Genomic DNA, 15157 nt, shown 5'->3' on the forward strand with positions numbered 1-15157 from the left:
ACTAGTCTGCGAAGGGTCCGCCGAGGTCGAGGGGAACCCTGGTGAAGATCCTGCACGTCGTCACACTGCACACTCCGGACCACGCGTTCGGCGGTCCGACCAGGGTGGCACTCAACCTGTCGAAGGTCCAACGGGCCGGGGGCGACGACGCCCGCATCATGGCACTGGGCGACGGCTTCGAGGGCCGGCTGCCGCGCGAGGTCGAAGGAGTACCGGTCCATCTCTTCCGGGCCCGCCATCTGCTCCCCGTGTTCGAGGTCAGCGGCATCACCTCCGGCGCGCTGCTCCTCGCCGCCCGTCGCATGATGCGCGGCGCCGATCTCGTCCACGTCCACCTGATGCGCGATCTGGTGACGCTGCCCGCGGCGCTGATCGCACTGGCCACCCGCACCCCCTTGGTCGTCCAGACCCACGGCATGGTGGACCCGACCGAGAAGCGGGTCGCCCGACTGACCGATCTGCTGGGGGTGCGCACGGTCCTGCGCCGCGCGGACGCCGTGCTGCACCTGACCGAGCGGGAACGCCTCGATGTGAACGCGGTCGCCGCACCGGTGCCGTTGACCCGCACGGTACGGCTGGTCAACGGCGTGCGACCGCAGGAGCCAGGGCCCGCCGGAGAACCGGGGCGCCCGCCGAACGTCCTCTTCCTCGCCCGGATCCAGGAGCGCAAGCGCCCCGAGGACTTCGTCGCCGCGATGCCCGCGGTCCTGGCCGAGCATCCGGACGCCCGGTTCGTGCTCGCCGGGCCCGACACCGGAGCGCTGTCCGCAACCCTCGAACTCGCCCGCGGACTGGGCGTGATGGGCTCCCTCGACCCGGTGGGACCGCTCGACCACGAGGAGGTCCTGGCCGCGGGGCGGCGGGCCGATGTGTACGTCCTGCCGTCCATCGAGGAACCCCTGGGGGTGTCCGTCCTCGAAGCGATGTCGGTCGGCACTCCCGTGGTCATCACCCGTACCTGCGGCCTCGGCCCCGATGTCGCGAGGGCCGGGGCGGGACGGGTGATCGACAGCAGGCCCGGCGAGGACGCGCAGAACGCGGCCAAGGTCGCCGGGGCGATTCTGGAACTCCTGGAACCCGAGGCCAACGCCCGTGCCGGACATGCCGCTCGGAACCTGGTCGACGAGCACTTCACCATCGACGCCGTGACCCGGACCCTCCGGCGGACCTACGAGGACGTGGTCCGCCGGAAGGCCCACCGGATCACGCCGTCTTCCCCTCACGGGACTTGAGCGCGATCTGCCATCGGTAGAAGCTCATCGCCAGCGCGAAGTCGAAGCCCGCCCGTCCGTCCAGGAAACCCCGTCGGTACACATACATGTACGCGAACGACACCAAGGGCTTGAAGGGGGCCTTGTGGAACAGCTGTCCCTGGCGCGACTTCACCTTCCGCACCTGCTCCTTGACCTCGGGATGCAGTTCCAGCCAGGCCTCCCAGTCCGAGTACCGGTTGTGCCGCTCGAACCAGGCGGTGACCGGATCGAGGTCCTGGTGCTCGATCGGACCGCGGAGCGAGCCGACCGACTCGGCGACCGGCTGGTAGTGGCCCTCGACCTCGCCGATGCCCGGCGCGTCGAGGTCCCCGACCTCCGGGTACCGGCAGCGGGTGCGGTCGGTGAGTGACCGCTTGCGGATGGTGTAGCCGTGGCGCAACCGCTTCCCGGAGAACCAGTAGCCCAGCGGGATGTCGTACGCCGCCGGTTTCGGCGCGCCGGGATCGGCGAAGATCTGCCGCAGTTCGGCCAGCAGACCGGGGCTGAGCCGCTCGTCGCCGTCGAGCAGCAGAATCCAGTCCAGGTCCGTGCGGACATGGTCCAGGCACCACTGCTTCTTGCGTGGATGGCCACCGTCCCAGGTGTAGGTGATCACCTCGGCACCGCACTCCTCGGCGATCTTCACGGTGTCGTCCGTGCTGTGCGAGTCGACGACGACGACCGCCTCGAAGTGGCCGAGCACCGACGTCACCGCTTCGGCGATGTTCAGCCCCTCGTTCTTCGTGGGGATCGCCACGGCTATCGGCAGCTTGCTCATCCGTGCCCTCCTTCGGGCAGCCAGGCGTAGCAGCCTGTGGAGGTGAAGACCCGGGCCGCCTGGGGGACGGTGATCCCGGCCCGCTCGCCGGAGGAGCCCGACACCAGGTTCTTGCCGTTCGCCCCGGTGATCCGCCAGGTGCAGTTCGGGCCGGGAGTGACGTCGCGGTATCGGCCCGGCCGGATCTGCTCGTCCTTGTACGTGCCGTCCGCGTACCCGCGCGCGGCCGTTTGCACCAGCTCCCGGTGCTGGGTGCAGAGGTGCTCGACGGCGGGCTCCGCATCGGCGATCTCGCCCGTCACGATCGCGCCGACGGCTGTGTCCCGGTCGACCTTGACGAGGTAGGTCAGCTTGTCGCAGGTCTCCTGGCCGGTCTGGAGCACGGCGGCCGGATCCATGCCGGTGGGGACGCGGTCGACCAGGTATTCCTTCTGCTTCTTGGTGAAGGAGCCGGTGGCCGGGGTGAGCTGATCGCTGGGCAGCTTCGGCGGCTCGCTCGTCCGCGGGGCCGGGGAATCGCCGGGCGCGACGGTCCCGGGACCGGCCGAGGGGGCCATGGCCGGGGATCCGGAGGCGGACGGCCCTTCCGCGCCCGGCGCTCCGTGCTTGTCGCCGGACGAGCCGCAGGCGGCCAGCACCGCCGTCAGTACGACGACGACGCCGGCCAGGAACGGACGCCTCATCCACTCGTCCTCAGTGCGTAGTGGGCACTGACCTGCGAACTGCTGAGCGCGGTCGGGTAGACGGCCGTCTCGTCGATCTGCCCGGCGAAGAAGTTGCTCGTCGGCTGGTTCGGCCAGTTGTTGAGGTTGTCCCCGGCCACACGCCAGTAACCGCTGTAGTTCTGGTTGGTGGTGTACTGGGTGTTCGAGACGCGGAGCTGCCCGTCCACGTACAGCGCCATGCCGCCGGTTCCCTGCGTGGCGACGACATGGTGCCAGGCGCCGTCGTTGTAGGCGGCGGGCGTCGTGATGGTCTTGGCGCCGCTGTTGTAGATGCCGAAGACCAGCCGCCCGTTATCGCTCATGTACACATGCTTGTCGAACTGGGTGCTGTTCTGCATGGTCACGTTGCCGAAGCCGATGATCTTCCCTCCTCTGGTGGTCGTGGTCTTGATCCAGGTCTCCACCGAGAACTTGGTGGGCTGCGCATGACGCTTGTTGCTGTAGGCGTACTGGTTCGATCCGTTGAAGCCGATCGCGGTCGACGCGCCCGCGACGGCGGCCGGGGTCTGCCGGTAGGCGGGGGAGTTGCGCAGGAATCCGTTGTCCAGGCCGCCGCCGGTGTCCGCGGCGAAGGTCGACGTGCCCTCGTCGTACCGCCAGTACAGCGAGGCGCCGTCCGCCAGCACCTTGGCGGAGTACTTCGGGGCCGTCGACGCCACGGTGGCCGACACGGCGGGCGACTTGGCGCTGGTGTTGGTGCCGTCGCTCGCACTGATCCGGTACGAGTGGGTCTCACCCGCGGCCACGGCCGTATCGGTCCATCGCAGCTGCGGCCGGTCCCAGAACAGTGAGTACCCCGTCGTGGTGTACACCGGGGTGGTCGCACCGTCCTTGTAGATCCGGTAGGTGAGCTCACCGTCGTCGGCGTCGAAACTCGTCTGCCAGTTCACCTCCACCTTGCCCGGGGTGACGGTGGACAGACTGACGTTCGGCACCCAGGGCGTTCCGGTGTCGGGACCGTCGGCGAACCGCGTCAGGCCCTGCTGCGCGGAGCCGTTGACGGTGGTGAACTCGCCCCCCACCCACAGGTAGTGATGGCCGCCCTTGTCCGTCTGCGCCATCACCCGCGGTCCGACCGGCTCCCCGATGCCGTCGTTGGTGTCCGGGAACCAGGGAAGCAGCTTCGGATCGTCGACGGACTGGGCCAGCAGGTGCTTGCGCGGCTGGTCCGGGAACTCGCCCATGCTGGCGCAGTCGTGCGCGTGACTCCCGCTGTACAGAACGCCGTTGTGCACGAGTACGGCCTGGGTGGCGCCCAGGCAGGTGTCCCGCCAGCGCTGCTCGAAGTTGCTGAGGTCCAGGGCGATCCGGCCGTCGAAGACACCTCCGCCGGTGCCCTCGTTGGCGGTGTAGAACCCGGTGGCGTCCGTGGTCAGGTCCTGCACCGTGGAGGTGTCCGGAATGAAGCCTGCCGGGTAGCTCTTGGTGACGGTCCCGGTGGTGGCGTCCACGACGGCCAGTGCGTGCGAGGTGGTGCCGTTGACGGTGAAGAAGTCACCACCGAGCAGTACGTGCTTCTGGTCGGGCGTCAGTTCCAGAGCCCGTCCCACCTCATCGGTGTCGGCCTTCCACGGCTTCAGCGCGGCGCCCGTGGTGACCGCGGCGAACTTGTTCCGGGTCTGCCCCGCCACGCTGTTGAAGTCACCGCCCAGATAGACGGTGTCGGCGGTGACGGCCAGCGCCCGGACCGTCGCGGACACGGCGAACTTGAAGTCCTGGCGCGGGGTGCAGGTCGCGGTGTCGATCGCGGCGATATTGCTCACTCCGACGCCGCTCACCGCCCCGAACTGCCCGCCGACGTACAGGGTCTTCTGGTCGGGGGAGAGCGCGAGTGCGCGGACGGTCGCTGTCCCCGACGAGAGCGTGAACGACAGGCTGCAACCGGTCGGCGCACCGGTCGCCGCGTCGAACGCGGCGAAGTTCACCGCCGGCTGGTCGGATGTTCCGGCTGCGGCGCCCGGCGGCCGGATGGTGGAGAAGGTCCCGCCGGTGTACACGACGCCGGCGTCCGACGCGGCCATCGACCAGACGATGCCGTTGGTCTGCCAGGTGGTGAGGTCGTCCGCGGTCAGGGAGACCGGCGGTGTGAGGGCCGCGGCCGGGGAGCCCCCGGACGCGGCGGCGGTCAGGGCTCCGGCGAGCAGGCAGAGTGCTCCGGCCGCGGCGCGGGCCCTGCCGCGTCCGAGGAGTCTGCGCCCCGTACGTCTCTTCATCATTCAGCTCCGAAGGTGGGAACGAGCTGCGGCCGGGAGGCCGCGGTTGTGGGCGGTGCGGTTGCCGGTCGTGCCCGGACCTCTCATCGGTCCACCCGCACAGCCGCTCCGGCGAGTTGGTCGGACAGTTGGCGGATGTCCGCCTCGACCATGATCCTGGCGAGTTCCCGCGCTCTGACCGACGGTTTCCAGCCGAGTAGTTCCTCGGCCTTGGCGGCATCACCGATGAGCGCGTCGACCTCGCTGGGGCGTTCGTACTTGGCGTCGTAGCGGACGTGCTCCCGCCAGTCCAGGCCGGCGTGCGCGAAGGCGTACTCCAGGAACTGCCGGACGCTGACGCCTTCACCGGTGGCCACCACATAGTCGTCCGGGCTGTCGCACTGCAACATCCGCCACATCGCTTCGACGTACTCGGGTGCGTAGCCCCAGTCGCGCACGGCGTCGAGGTTGCCCAGATGGAGGTGGGCCTGCAGCCCCGCCTTGATCCTGGCCACGCCACGCGTGATCTTCCGGGTCACGAACGTCTCACCACGGCGCGGTGACTCGTGGTTGAAGAGGATGCCGTTGACCGCGAACATCCCATATGCCTCACGGTAGTTGACGGTGGCCCAGTACGAGTAGACCTTGGCGACGCTGTACGGACTCCGCGGGTGGAACGGGGTCTTCTCGTTCTGCGGCGGCGGGGTGGCGCCGAACATCTCCGACGAGGACGCCTGATAGATCCTGGTGTCGACCCCGCTCGCCCGGACGGCCTCCAGCAGCCGGATCGTGCCGAGACCGGTGACATCACCGGTGTACAGCGGAGCGTCGAACGAGACGCGGACGTGCGACTGCGCACCCAGGTTGTAGACCTCGTCCGGCCGGATGTCGCGCAGCAGATTCACCAGTGCGACGCCGTCGGCGAGGTCGGCGTGGTGCAGGACGAACGAGCGGTTCTCCTCCTCCGGCCCCTGATAGATGTGGTCGATCCGCTCGGTGTTGAAGCTCGACGAACGGCGTATCAGTCCATGGACCGTGTACCCCTTTTCGAGCAGCAACTCGGACAGGTACGAACCGTCCTGCCCGGTCACGCCGGTGATGAGCGCGGTCTTCGCCACGACTCCCCCTCCGCCTTCGCCTGAAAGGCTGTAGATTCTCGCCGAAATATCGGAATTGAGCGATCTGCGGCACAACGTCACCGCGGGCTGCGGCTGCTGGCACAATCCGAGCCATGACGACTGATTTCCCCGGCTCTCCCCAGGAATCCGTCCGCCCGCACCTGCGGCCCGGCGCCCGCATATTCGTCGCGGGCCACCGCGGTCTCGTCGGTTCGGCGGTGGTACGCCGCCTCGCCTCCGCCGGACACGAGGTGGTCACCCGCGAGCGTGACCGTCTCGATCTGCGTGACGCGGCGCGGACCGAGGCGTTTCTCCGCGACGTCCGTCCCGACGCCGTGGTGCTGGCCGCCGCCAAGGTCGGCGGGATCATGGCCAACCACACGTATCCGGTGCAGTTCCTTGAGGACAATCTCCGCATCCAGCTCAGCGTCGTCGCCGGAGCACATGCCGCCGGGGTCGAGCGGCTGCTCTTCCTCGGATCGTCCTGCATCTACCCCAGGCAGGCGCCGCAGCCGATCCCCGAAAGCGCCCTCATGACAGGCCCGTTGGAGCCGACCAACGAGGCGTACGCACTGGCCAAGATCGCCGGAATCGTGCAGACCCGGTCCTACCGCCGCCAGTACGGGGCCTCGTACATCAGCGCCATGCCCACCAATCTCTACGGGCCGGGGGACAACTTCGACCTGGAGACCTCGCACGTGCTGCCCGCGCTGATCCGCCGCTTCCACGAGGCGCGACGGGACGGCTCGCCGACGGTCACGCTCTGGGGCTCGGGCAGCCCGCGCCGCGAATTCCTGCACGTGGACGATCTGGCCGCCGCGTGCCTTCTCCTGCTGGAGCGCTACGACGGCGACGAGCCCGTCAACATCGGCTGCGGGGAAGACCTGACCATCCGTGAACTCGCCTTCATAGTCAGTCAGGTGACGGAATATCAGGGAAGTGTCGTATGGGACACGTCGAAGCCCGACGGTACCCCGCGCAAGCTGCTCGACGTCTCCCGGCTCACCTCCCTCGGCTTCGCACCGCAGATCCCGCTGCGCGACGGCATCGCCCACACCTACGCGTGGTGGCTGGAGCGGCAGACCGTGCAGCTCTGAGCGGGCCCGGTGGTCCCATCGGCACGGGCCGGCCGCCGGCACTCGACGACCGCCCGTCCCTCCGGCCCCGTACGGCCGGTGGATTCGTACGGCTCGCATCCTTCGGCCGCCGCTCTCAGTACGCCCCGCGGCCGTCGGCGACGGCGCGCAGCGTACGGGCCATCAGCCCCATGTCCGTAGCCACCGACCAGTTGTCGACGTACCACAGATCGAGCGAGACGGTCTCCTGCCAGGAGAGGTCCGAGCGCCCGCTGACCTGCCACAGCCCGGTCAGCCCCGGCCTGACCGCGAGCCGGTGGAGCTCGCGTTCGTCGTAGCGGGACACCTCCTCCGGCAGCGGAGGCCGTGGACCGACCAGCGACATGTCACCCCGGAGCACATTGAGGAGCTGTGGCAGCTCGTCGAGAGACGTCCGGCGCAGCAGACGGCCGATCCCGGTCACCCGGGGGTCGCGGCGCATCTTGAACATCGGGCCGTCGTTCTCGTTCGCCGAGACGAGCTGCTCCTTGCGGTTCTCGGCGTCCACCACCATCGTCCGGAACTTCCACATGGTGAACGGCCGGTTGTGCCGCCCGTGGCGGATCTGCCGGTGGAACGCCGGCCCGTCCGAGCCGAGCCGTACCGCCGCTCCGATGAGAAGCAGCAGCGGTGCCAGGACCAGGAGACCGAGTGCGGCGCCGACCCGGTCCAGCACGGCCTTCACGACCATCTGAGGTCCCTGGCGCAGTGGCGGCGCGATGTGCAGCAGGGTCAGTCCGGCCGCTGTGACGGGACTGACCCGGCAGGCCGCGATGCCCGAGAGATCCGACAGAACGGACAGCGGAAGCCCGCCGTCGTGCAGCGCCCGGAAGAGGCGGTGCAGCCGCTCCTCGGAGAGCTGAGGCCCGGCCACCACCAGGGCCAGATCCGCGTCATGGGCGAAGGCGCCCCCCAGTACCGTCGACGCGTCGTCGTCCGCCGGTGCCGGTGCGAGCCGGCCCGGCACCTGGACCTCGCACGTCAGCGGTGCGGTCCCCACCGGTATGGCGGCGACGACCGCGTACGGATGGTCCGCGCGTGAACCGAGCAGATGTACCGCGCGGTCCACTCCTGCGGCGTCGCCGACGACCAGAACCCGCCGGGTCTCCCGCCGCCGCGGCCACGGCAACCGCCGTAACCCCCCGGCCGCAAGGCCCACGAGCAGGCCGGGCAGCAGTGCCGCGACCGCCGTCGCGGGATCGTCCGCATCACCGGTCACGGTCTGCAGCACGGCGAGCGCGCCGATGAGCAGCAACCAGTCACCGGTCGTGCTCAGCACCCCCGGCGAACGGCCCCCCGGCCGGTCCGCGTACCGGCCCCGGGCGGCCCGCACACCGGTCCACACGAGCGCGCCCACCGAAGCGGCGAGCGCGGCCCCCGGCTGCCCGCCGGCCCGCAGCACGAGCCATGCCGGAATGCCCAGGCCGAGAAGTTCGACCCCGACGACGACCGGCCGACACCGGCCCGGTCTCCTCCGGGCCGCAGCCGGCTCGCGGCGTTCGCGCTGTACGGTCGGCGATCTCCACAGATCTTCGAGTTCCTTGCTGCGAGACGGATGCGAAGCAGCCCGTGGACGAGGCGCCCCCGCCAGTCCCACAGGTCCTGATCTGTCCGAATCGGGTAGCTCGACATGCCCCATGAACCCCCCAGCCACAGTTGCATCGCCACAAACGGGGCGCATCCGCCGATCCCACGGACTGACGGATGCGCCCTAGCTCGGTGCACGATATCCACACACGTGCCATTTCGCTGGAGTTCCAGTGAAGTTCAGACATCTGTACCGACTCCGAACTCATCCCGTTCCGTGCGGGATGTGGCCTTCTGCGGGTGAGTGTTCGCATGGGGAGGTGGTGGAATCGGACCGTGTGCGGACATGTTCGCCACGGGGTGCATGGTCGCACCGATGGGCCCGTCTGGGAGGATGGCCCGTCGGGTTTGCGACATCCGGCCATGAGCGAAAGTGGGGACGTGCGGTGACTCCCGCGGAGAAGAACTGGGCCGGAAACATCACATTCGGGGCGCGGCGGCTGAGTGTGCCCCGCTCGGTGGCCGAGCTGCGGGATCTGGTCTGCGCCTCGGACTCGGCGCGTGCGCTCGGAACCCGGCACTCCTTCAACGCCGTCGCCGACACCCGGGGCGATCTGGTGTCGGTCGCCGGGCTGCCCCGCAGGGTCGAGATCGACCGGGAGGCCGGCGCGGTGACCGTCTCCGCGGGGCTGCGCTTCGGGGAATTCGCCGACGAGCTGCACGAGAACGGGTACGCCCTGCACAATCTCGGTTCGCTGCCGCACATCTCCGTCGCCGGTGCCTGCGCCACCGGAACCCACGGTTCGGGAGTCGGTAACAGGTGCATCGCGGGGGCCGTCCGGGCGCTGGAGATGGTCACGGCCGACGGCCGGATCGTGTCCCTGCGGCGCGGCGAAGCGGATTTCCCCGGAGCGGTGGTCGCCCTGGGCGCGCTGGGCGTGGTGACGGCGCTGACGCTGGACCTGGTGCCGTCCTTCGACGTACAGCAGTGGGTCTACGAGGATCTGCCGGAGGCGCGGCTCACCGACAGTTTCGACGAGGTGATGTCGGCCGCGTACAGCGTCAGCGTCTTCACCGACTGGCGTGAAGGGCCGCTCAACCAGGTGTGGCTCAAGCAGCGGGTGGGTTCCGAGGGGCCGCAGCGCGCGCCCCGGGAGTGGCTCGGCGCGCGCCTCGCTGACGGCCCACGCCACCCGATCGCGGGGATGCCGGCCGAGAACTGCACCCGCCAGGAGGGCGTGCCCGGACCGTGGCACCGGCGCCTTCCGCACTTCCGTCTGGAGTTCACCCCCAGCAACGGTGACGAGCTGCAGTCGGAGTACTTCGTGGCCCGGCAGGACGCGCCCGCGGCGTACGAGGCACTGAGCCGGCTCCGGGAGCGGATCGCTCCTCTTCTGCAGATCGCCGAGATCCGTACCGCCGCGCGCGACGACCTGTGGCTGAGCCCGGCGAGCGGCAGGGACTCGGTGGCCTTCCACTTCACCTGGGTGCCCGACACGGCCGCTGTCGCACCGGTGCTCAGGGCCGTCGAGGAGGCCCTGGCCCCCTTCGGCGCGCGGCCGCACTGGGGCAAGGTGTTCACCACCGCTCCCGAGACACTGCGCACGCTGTACGGGCACTACGCCGATTTCGAGCGGCTGGTGGCCCGATTCGATCCGCAGGGCACCTTCCGCAACGCGTTCCTGGCCCACCACTTCCCGAACTGAGCCGTCCGGCCCAAGTGGGGCCGGCCGCCGGGGTCAGAGGCCGTCGAGTTCGTCCTTCGACCGCGGCCGGGCGTTCCGCGCCAGATGCTCCACCACATCGGCCAGCTCCTCACAGGCCCGCTCGATGCGCCGGCGGATGTTGCTCTGCTCGGTGACGACGGCCGAGAGCAGAAGCGCGGTCAGGGCCACGCAGCCGTTGTACACGGTGAGGTTGACCATCACATGAAGGACCGAGTGGCCTTCGAACGGTCCCACGCCCTGCGTTCCCGCCACGACCGCGAGGACCGACACCAGAAAGGCGCATGGCGCGCTCCCCGCGAGCTGGAAGCGCAGGGCCGCCCAGATGAGCAGCGGAAACACCAGGTAGATCATCGCCCATGGGGTCCGGGTGGCCACCAGCGAAACCGCCACGGAGACCACCACGAGCGCGCTCGCCTCGATCCACCGGTCGGTCACCCGCGGCATCCGGGCCCTGCGGAGCACGAGCAGCAGAGGGGTGACGACCAGTACGCCCATCGCGTCACCCGACCACCACGCCGCCCAGACCGGCCAGAATTCACCCAGCGGCAGGCCGTCGTCCAGCACCAGCGTGCCCGCGCCCACGCTCGCGCTGATGACCATGCCCGCCAGCGCGCCGAGGAAGACCAGCATCACTCCGTCACGCAGCCGGTCCAGCTCCTGGCGGAACCCGGCCCTGCGGAGTATGAGGAAGGCACAGACGGGCGCGAGGGTGTTCCCCGCCACGACGGCGAAGGTGAACAGCGAGACCGAGCCGTCGAGCGTGGCGACGACGAGCAGGGCGCCCAGCGCGATACCGGGCCAGACGCGCAGGCCCAGGCAGAGCAGCGCGCTGAGTGCGATCCCGGTGGGTGGCCAGAGCGGTGTGACGACCGCGCCGTTGATGTACACCCCGCGGATCAGACCGAGCCCACCGGCCAGGTAGTAGGCGACGGCGACGGCCAGGAGACGCAGTGCGGCCGACGTCGTATGTCTGGTTCTCTCGCTGTGGATCACACTTTTCATCAGACACCGACCCGGACGAGTGTCGGCTGTTTGACACGCTCGGCCCGAGTACGGGCCTCATCCGCTGCCGGGGGCGCTTCCGTGGCGCAGGACGAGAACGGCGGCGTCGTCCTCGTGCCCGGTCCGCTCCGCCGCCCGCAGCACCGCGTCGGCCAGTTCACCGGCGCCGTCCCGGACCCGGGACACCACCAGCCGCTCGACCGCTTCCAGACCGTCGTCGATCGGGAACGACGGGCCTTCGATGACGCCGTCCGTGACCAGGACGAAGGCGCCGCGGCCGGCCAGCCGTCGTCGCGTGACCGGATAGCGCTCGCCCGGCTTGATCCCCAGAGGAAGGCCGCCCTCGTCGGAGGTGAGGCCGGACCGTCCGTCGGCGGTGGCCCACACGGCCGCGACATGCCCGGCCCGGGCGCTCCGGAGCTCCCGGGTGACCGGGTCGAGGCGGGCGAACGTACAGGTCGCGAAGAGGTCGGAGCCGACCGACAGCAGCAGGTCGTTGGTCCGGCCCAGCACCTCTCCGGGGTCCGTGGTGGTGGCGGCTATCGCGCGCATGGCGATGCGGATCTGCCCCATGAGGGCGGCTGCCTCGACGTCATGGCCCTGTACGTCCCCTATCGCGAACGCCAGCGATCCGTCGGGCAGCAGGAATCCGTCGTACCAGTCACCGCCGATGTCCAGCCCGCTGCGGGCCGGCGCGTACCGGGCGGCCGTCTGCAGACTCGGGCAGACGGGCAGTTCCGCGGGAAGCATCCCGCGTTGCAGTGCCTCGGCCAGCTCCACCTGCGCCTGATGCAGCTCCACCTCACGGCGTGCCCGTGAGGTGAGCTGTTGCAACGTGCTGAGCAGTTCGCCGGCGCTCGCCGAACGAGCAGGACGACGCCGGTTCATTGGCCGCTCCGCACTGGGTGGAAGTGACGTGACCCATAGTATTTCGACGGTGCGATCCCCGCAGGACGAGCCGGAACGCGCGAACCGGTCCGGCCGGGTGGATCCTGGGGGCAGGGAACGTGCCGTGGCGGCGGACCGAGGCCGGGCACGGGCGCGGGCGCAGGAGGTGCGCGATGACTCGTACGCTGGAGTGGAAGGTCCGAGTGGGACTGTCCGAGGAGGACGGCACGACCCGGGCCGAGGCGGTGCTGGACACCGGTTCCGAGAAGGTCGTGGGACACGGCGTCGCCCGTTGCAACCCGCAGGACGTCGACATCCCCGCCATCGGTGACGAACTCGCGGCGAGTCGTGCCATGAAGGACGTCGCCGCGCAATTGATGAAGGTTGCCGACCAGGAGATGGAAACGGTCGGGGCCGGACCCGCGAACGGGCCCGTCGCACCGCCGTACGCATGGTCCGACACCACGGCCTGAGCCCCTGGAGAAGCCATGCGCCCCACGTCTCGCAGAGCGCGGCCGGCACGGGGCACGCGCACGGCGCCGCATCCCGCCCGCTGCCGTTCCGTCACCTCCGCTCCGGCGGAGGCGGCCGATGCGTGAGATTCTTCCGGCGCTCAGCCGTTGGTACAGCGCGGGGGAACCGTTCGGGCTGGCCACCGTCGTCGCCATCAGCGGCAGTGCGCCCTGCGGTCCCGGCACGGTGATGGCCGTGGGTCCGGACGACCATGTCGTGGGCAGTGTCTCCGGCGGCTGCGTCGAGGGCGCGGTCTTCGAACTGGCCAAGGAAGTCGTGGAAACGGGCCGGGCCCAGCTCCGGAGCTTCGGCTGCGGCGACGAGGACGCCTTCGCTGTCGGACTCACCTGCGGTGGCGAGATCACCCTTCTCGTGCGTCGTGTGGCAGCGGAGCACGACACCACCTTCGGTGAGGTCGCCGCAGCGGTCGCCGTCCACCACCCGGTGGTTCTGGCCACCGTGACGGACGGGCCCGCCCCGCGCGGTGCCACCCTCGCCGTCCGTCCGGACACCGTCCGCGGTTCGCTGGGAACGAGCGGCCTGGACGCCGCGGTCACCGCCGACGCCCGGGGTGAACTCGCCCAGGGCGCAACCGGTCTGCGGCACTACGGCTCCCACGGCGAACGGCGTGAGGACGATGTCACCGTGTTCCTCCAGTCGTTCGCGCCACCGCCCCGGATGCTGGTCTTCGGCGCGATCGACTTCGCCGCGGCGGTGGCGCGGATCGGTGCGTTCCTCGGCTACCGCGTCACCGTCTGCGACGCCCGTCCCGCCTTCGCGGACCCTCGCCGGTTCCCGGACGGTGCGGAGGTGGTCGTCGACTGGCCGCACCGGTACCTTCGCGGCACGGAGACCGACGGACGGACCGTGATGTGCGTTCTCACCCATGACCCGAAGTTCGACGTGCCACTGCTTGAGGTGGCCCTGCGCACCCCGGCCGCGTACATCGGTGTGATGGGCAGCCGCCGCACCCACGAGGACCGCGTGGCCCGGCTGCGCGAGGCCGGCCTCGGCGATGCGGAACTGGCGCGCCTGCGCTCACCCATCGGCCTCGACCTCGGCGCGCGCACCCCCGAAGAGGTGGCCGTCTCGATCGCGGCGGAGATCGTGGCCCTGCGCTGGGGCGGCACCGGCGGCCCCCTGACGGACACGGCCGGGGCGATCCACCCGCGGCAGCCGAAAACCGCGTGACCCGGTGCTCCGTGTGAGGCCGTGGTTCGGGTGCCTTGAGGAGGACGACGCCCGGCGGGCGCTTCTCGACGGCAAACGCGTTTCGGGCGGCACGCCCGGCAGCCCTTCGCGCCGGGTGTGCCGGTCGTGCCACGTCGGGCGGCTGCCGGAAGAACCGTAGCGTTGAGCCCGGAAGCGACCGATACCGCGATGCCGGGGGCCAGGGGGAGCCATGTGCTGGAGTGCCACCGCCGATCTCGTCGCGGGCACCGGCATCGCCGTCGTCGGAGTGGCGTGTGTGGCGCAGGTGCGCCGGGTGCGTGACCTGCCGCTCGCGGCGCTTCCGCTGCTCCTCGGGATCCACCAGATCATCGAGTCCGTGATCTGGCACGCGGGCGGCGGCACCGGGCCCGCCACCCTCGCCTGGGCCGTCATCGCTCTTCCCCTGTTGCCGTTGTGGGTTCCCCTGGGTGTGCTGTGCGCCGCGCCGCCGCATGCCCGACGGCGGCTGCTGATGCCCCTCGCGGCCGGAATCGCGACCGCTGTCCCACTCGCGTACTGCCTGGCGAACCGTCCCGTCACGGCAGAGATCCGCGGGCACACCCTCGGCTACGTACTCGACCTTCCCGGCTCCGGTGTGCTCGTCGGCGGGTACCTCCTGGCCACGGTGGGCTCACTGCTCCTGTCCGGCGAAGACCTACTGCGACGTCTCGGTCTGCTGGTCGCGGCCGGGTCCGCTGTCTGTGCGGCGCTCTGGCGGCTGGAGTTCGTCTCCACCTGGTGCGCCTTCGCGGCGGTGTGCTCGGTGGTCCTGCTCGGCTGGATCCGCGGTCGCGCCGTGGGCCGGGCCCAGAGCGTATCTCTTTGATCGGCCCCGGGATCCACGGCATGCTCGCCGGGATCGCCCTCGTCTTCGAGCAGCATCACCCTCGCGCGCTCGGCATTCGTCACGGCCGCCGGTTCATGTGAGAACCATCAGCGCACGGTTGAGCGCGGCGCCTGCGGCTCTCAGGCACGCCCACCGGCTCCGGCCGGGCGCGCCGACCAGTGCGGACCGCTTGTCCGGTCTGCGGTCCGTGGTCCGCGATTGATGCCGCATCGTGCGGTGCTGTGGTGATCGGAATGCCGGAACACAACCCGCACCTCTTC

13 protein-coding genes are annotated in these 15157 nt (G+C 70.2%); 6 read left to right on the forward strand and 7 right to left on the reverse strand.

Going from position 1 to position 15157, the window contains the following annotated elements; translation table 11 throughout:
• Window positions 1-41: 41 nt before the first annotated feature.
• On the forward strand, window positions 42-1232 hold the full coding sequence (locus ACFVUT_RS00595; RefSeq protein ID WP_389641989.1) for a glycosyltransferase: 1191 nt from the start codon (window positions 42-44) through the stop codon (window positions 1230-1232).
• Here the strand turns inward: ACFVUT_RS00595 and ACFVUT_RS00600 are convergent.
• The 4 genes from ACFVUT_RS00600 to gmd all read right to left on the reverse strand — a co-directional run bounded on the left by ACFVUT_RS00600 (window position 1204) and on the right by gmd (window position 6066).
• Window positions 1204-2031 (reverse strand): glycosyltransferase family 2 protein, encoded by an 828-nt coding sequence (locus ACFVUT_RS00600; protein ID WP_389641992.1) that lies wholly within the window; start codon window positions 2029-2031, stop codon window positions 1204-1206. The two genes, ACFVUT_RS00595 and ACFVUT_RS00600, sit on opposite strands and share 29 nt — an antisense overlap.
• Window positions 2028-2714 carry a hypothetical protein gene (locus ACFVUT_RS00605; RefSeq protein WP_389641995.1) on the reverse strand — a complete coding sequence of 229 codons (687 nt, stop codon included), beginning with the start codon at window positions 2712-2714 and terminating at the stop codon, window positions 2028-2030. The genes ACFVUT_RS00600 and ACFVUT_RS00605 overlap by 4 nt, the downstream gene beginning before the upstream one ends.
• Window positions 2711-4972 carry a LamG-like jellyroll fold domain-containing protein gene (locus tag ACFVUT_RS00610; RefSeq protein WP_389641998.1) on the reverse strand — a complete coding sequence of 754 codons (2262 nt, stop codon included), beginning with the start codon at window positions 4970-4972 and terminating at the stop codon, window positions 2711-2713. Before ACFVUT_RS00610 ends, ACFVUT_RS00605 begins: the two co-directional genes overlap by 4 nt.
• Window positions 4973-5052: 80 nt before the next feature.
• A complete protein-coding gene (gene gmd, locus ACFVUT_RS00615; protein ID WP_389642001.1) occupies window positions 5053-6066 on the reverse strand; it encodes a GDP-mannose 4,6-dehydratase in 1014 nt (337 codons plus the stop codon).
• A 113-nt stretch (window positions 6067-6179) separates the two neighbouring features.
• Between gmd and ACFVUT_RS00620 the strand changes: the two genes are divergently transcribed.
• Window positions 6180-7163 carry a GDP-L-fucose synthase family protein gene (locus ACFVUT_RS00620; RefSeq protein WP_389642004.1) on the forward strand — a complete coding sequence of 328 codons (984 nt, stop codon included), beginning with the start codon at window positions 6180-6182 and terminating at the stop codon, window positions 7161-7163.
• Between the two features lie 115 nt (window positions 7164-7278).
• On the opposite strand, the gene ACFVUT_RS00625 is transcribed toward ACFVUT_RS00620, so the two are convergent.
• On the reverse strand, window positions 7279-8820 hold the full coding sequence (locus ACFVUT_RS00625; protein ID WP_389642007.1) for a sugar transferase: 1542 nt from the start codon (window positions 8818-8820) through the stop codon (window positions 7279-7281).
• A 334-nt stretch (window positions 8821-9154) separates the two neighbouring features.
• Here ACFVUT_RS00625 and ACFVUT_RS00630 point away from each other — a divergent pair, with 334 nt between their 5' ends.
• A complete protein-coding gene (locus ACFVUT_RS00630; protein WP_389642010.1) occupies window positions 9155-10414 on the forward strand; it encodes an FAD-binding protein in 1260 nt (419 codons plus the stop codon).
• A gap of 33 nt (window positions 10415-10447) precedes the next feature.
• Here the strand turns inward: ACFVUT_RS00630 and ACFVUT_RS00635 are convergent, their stop codons facing one another.
• Complete coding sequence (locus ACFVUT_RS00635; RefSeq protein WP_389642013.1) at window positions 10448-11428, reverse strand: MASE1 domain-containing protein; 981 nt, start codon at window positions 11426-11428, stop codon at window positions 10448-10450.
• Between the two features lie 66 nt (window positions 11429-11494).
• Window positions 11495-12325, reverse strand: a complete 831-nt coding sequence (locus ACFVUT_RS00640; RefSeq protein ID WP_389642016.1) for a PP2C family protein-serine/threonine phosphatase — start codon at window positions 12323-12325, stop codon at window positions 11495-11497.
• A 173-nt stretch (window positions 12326-12498) separates the two neighbouring features.
• Between ACFVUT_RS00640 and ACFVUT_RS00645 the strand changes: the two genes are divergently transcribed.
• From ACFVUT_RS00645 to ACFVUT_RS00655, 3 genes are all read left to right on the forward strand, one after another.
• A complete protein-coding gene (locus tag ACFVUT_RS00645; protein ID WP_389642019.1) occupies window positions 12499-12798 on the forward strand; it encodes a DUF1876 domain-containing protein in 300 nt (99 codons plus the stop codon).
• Window positions 12799-12916: 118 nt separating this feature from the next.
• On the forward strand, window positions 12917-14029 hold the full coding sequence (locus ACFVUT_RS00650; protein ID WP_389642022.1) for an XdhC family protein: 1113 nt from the start codon (window positions 12917-12919) through the stop codon (window positions 14027-14029).
• A gap of 211 nt (window positions 14030-14240) precedes the next feature.
• Window positions 14241-14876, forward strand: coding sequence for a DUF6629 family protein (locus ACFVUT_RS00655; protein WP_389642025.1), 636 nt, complete (start codon window positions 14241-14243; stop codon window positions 14874-14876).
• Window positions 14877-15157 lie beyond the last annotated feature (281 nt).

The organism is Streptomyces sp. NPDC058051 (assembly GCF_042885475.1).
Lineage (GTDB): Bacteria > Actinomycetota > Actinomycetes > Streptomycetales > Streptomycetaceae > Streptomyces.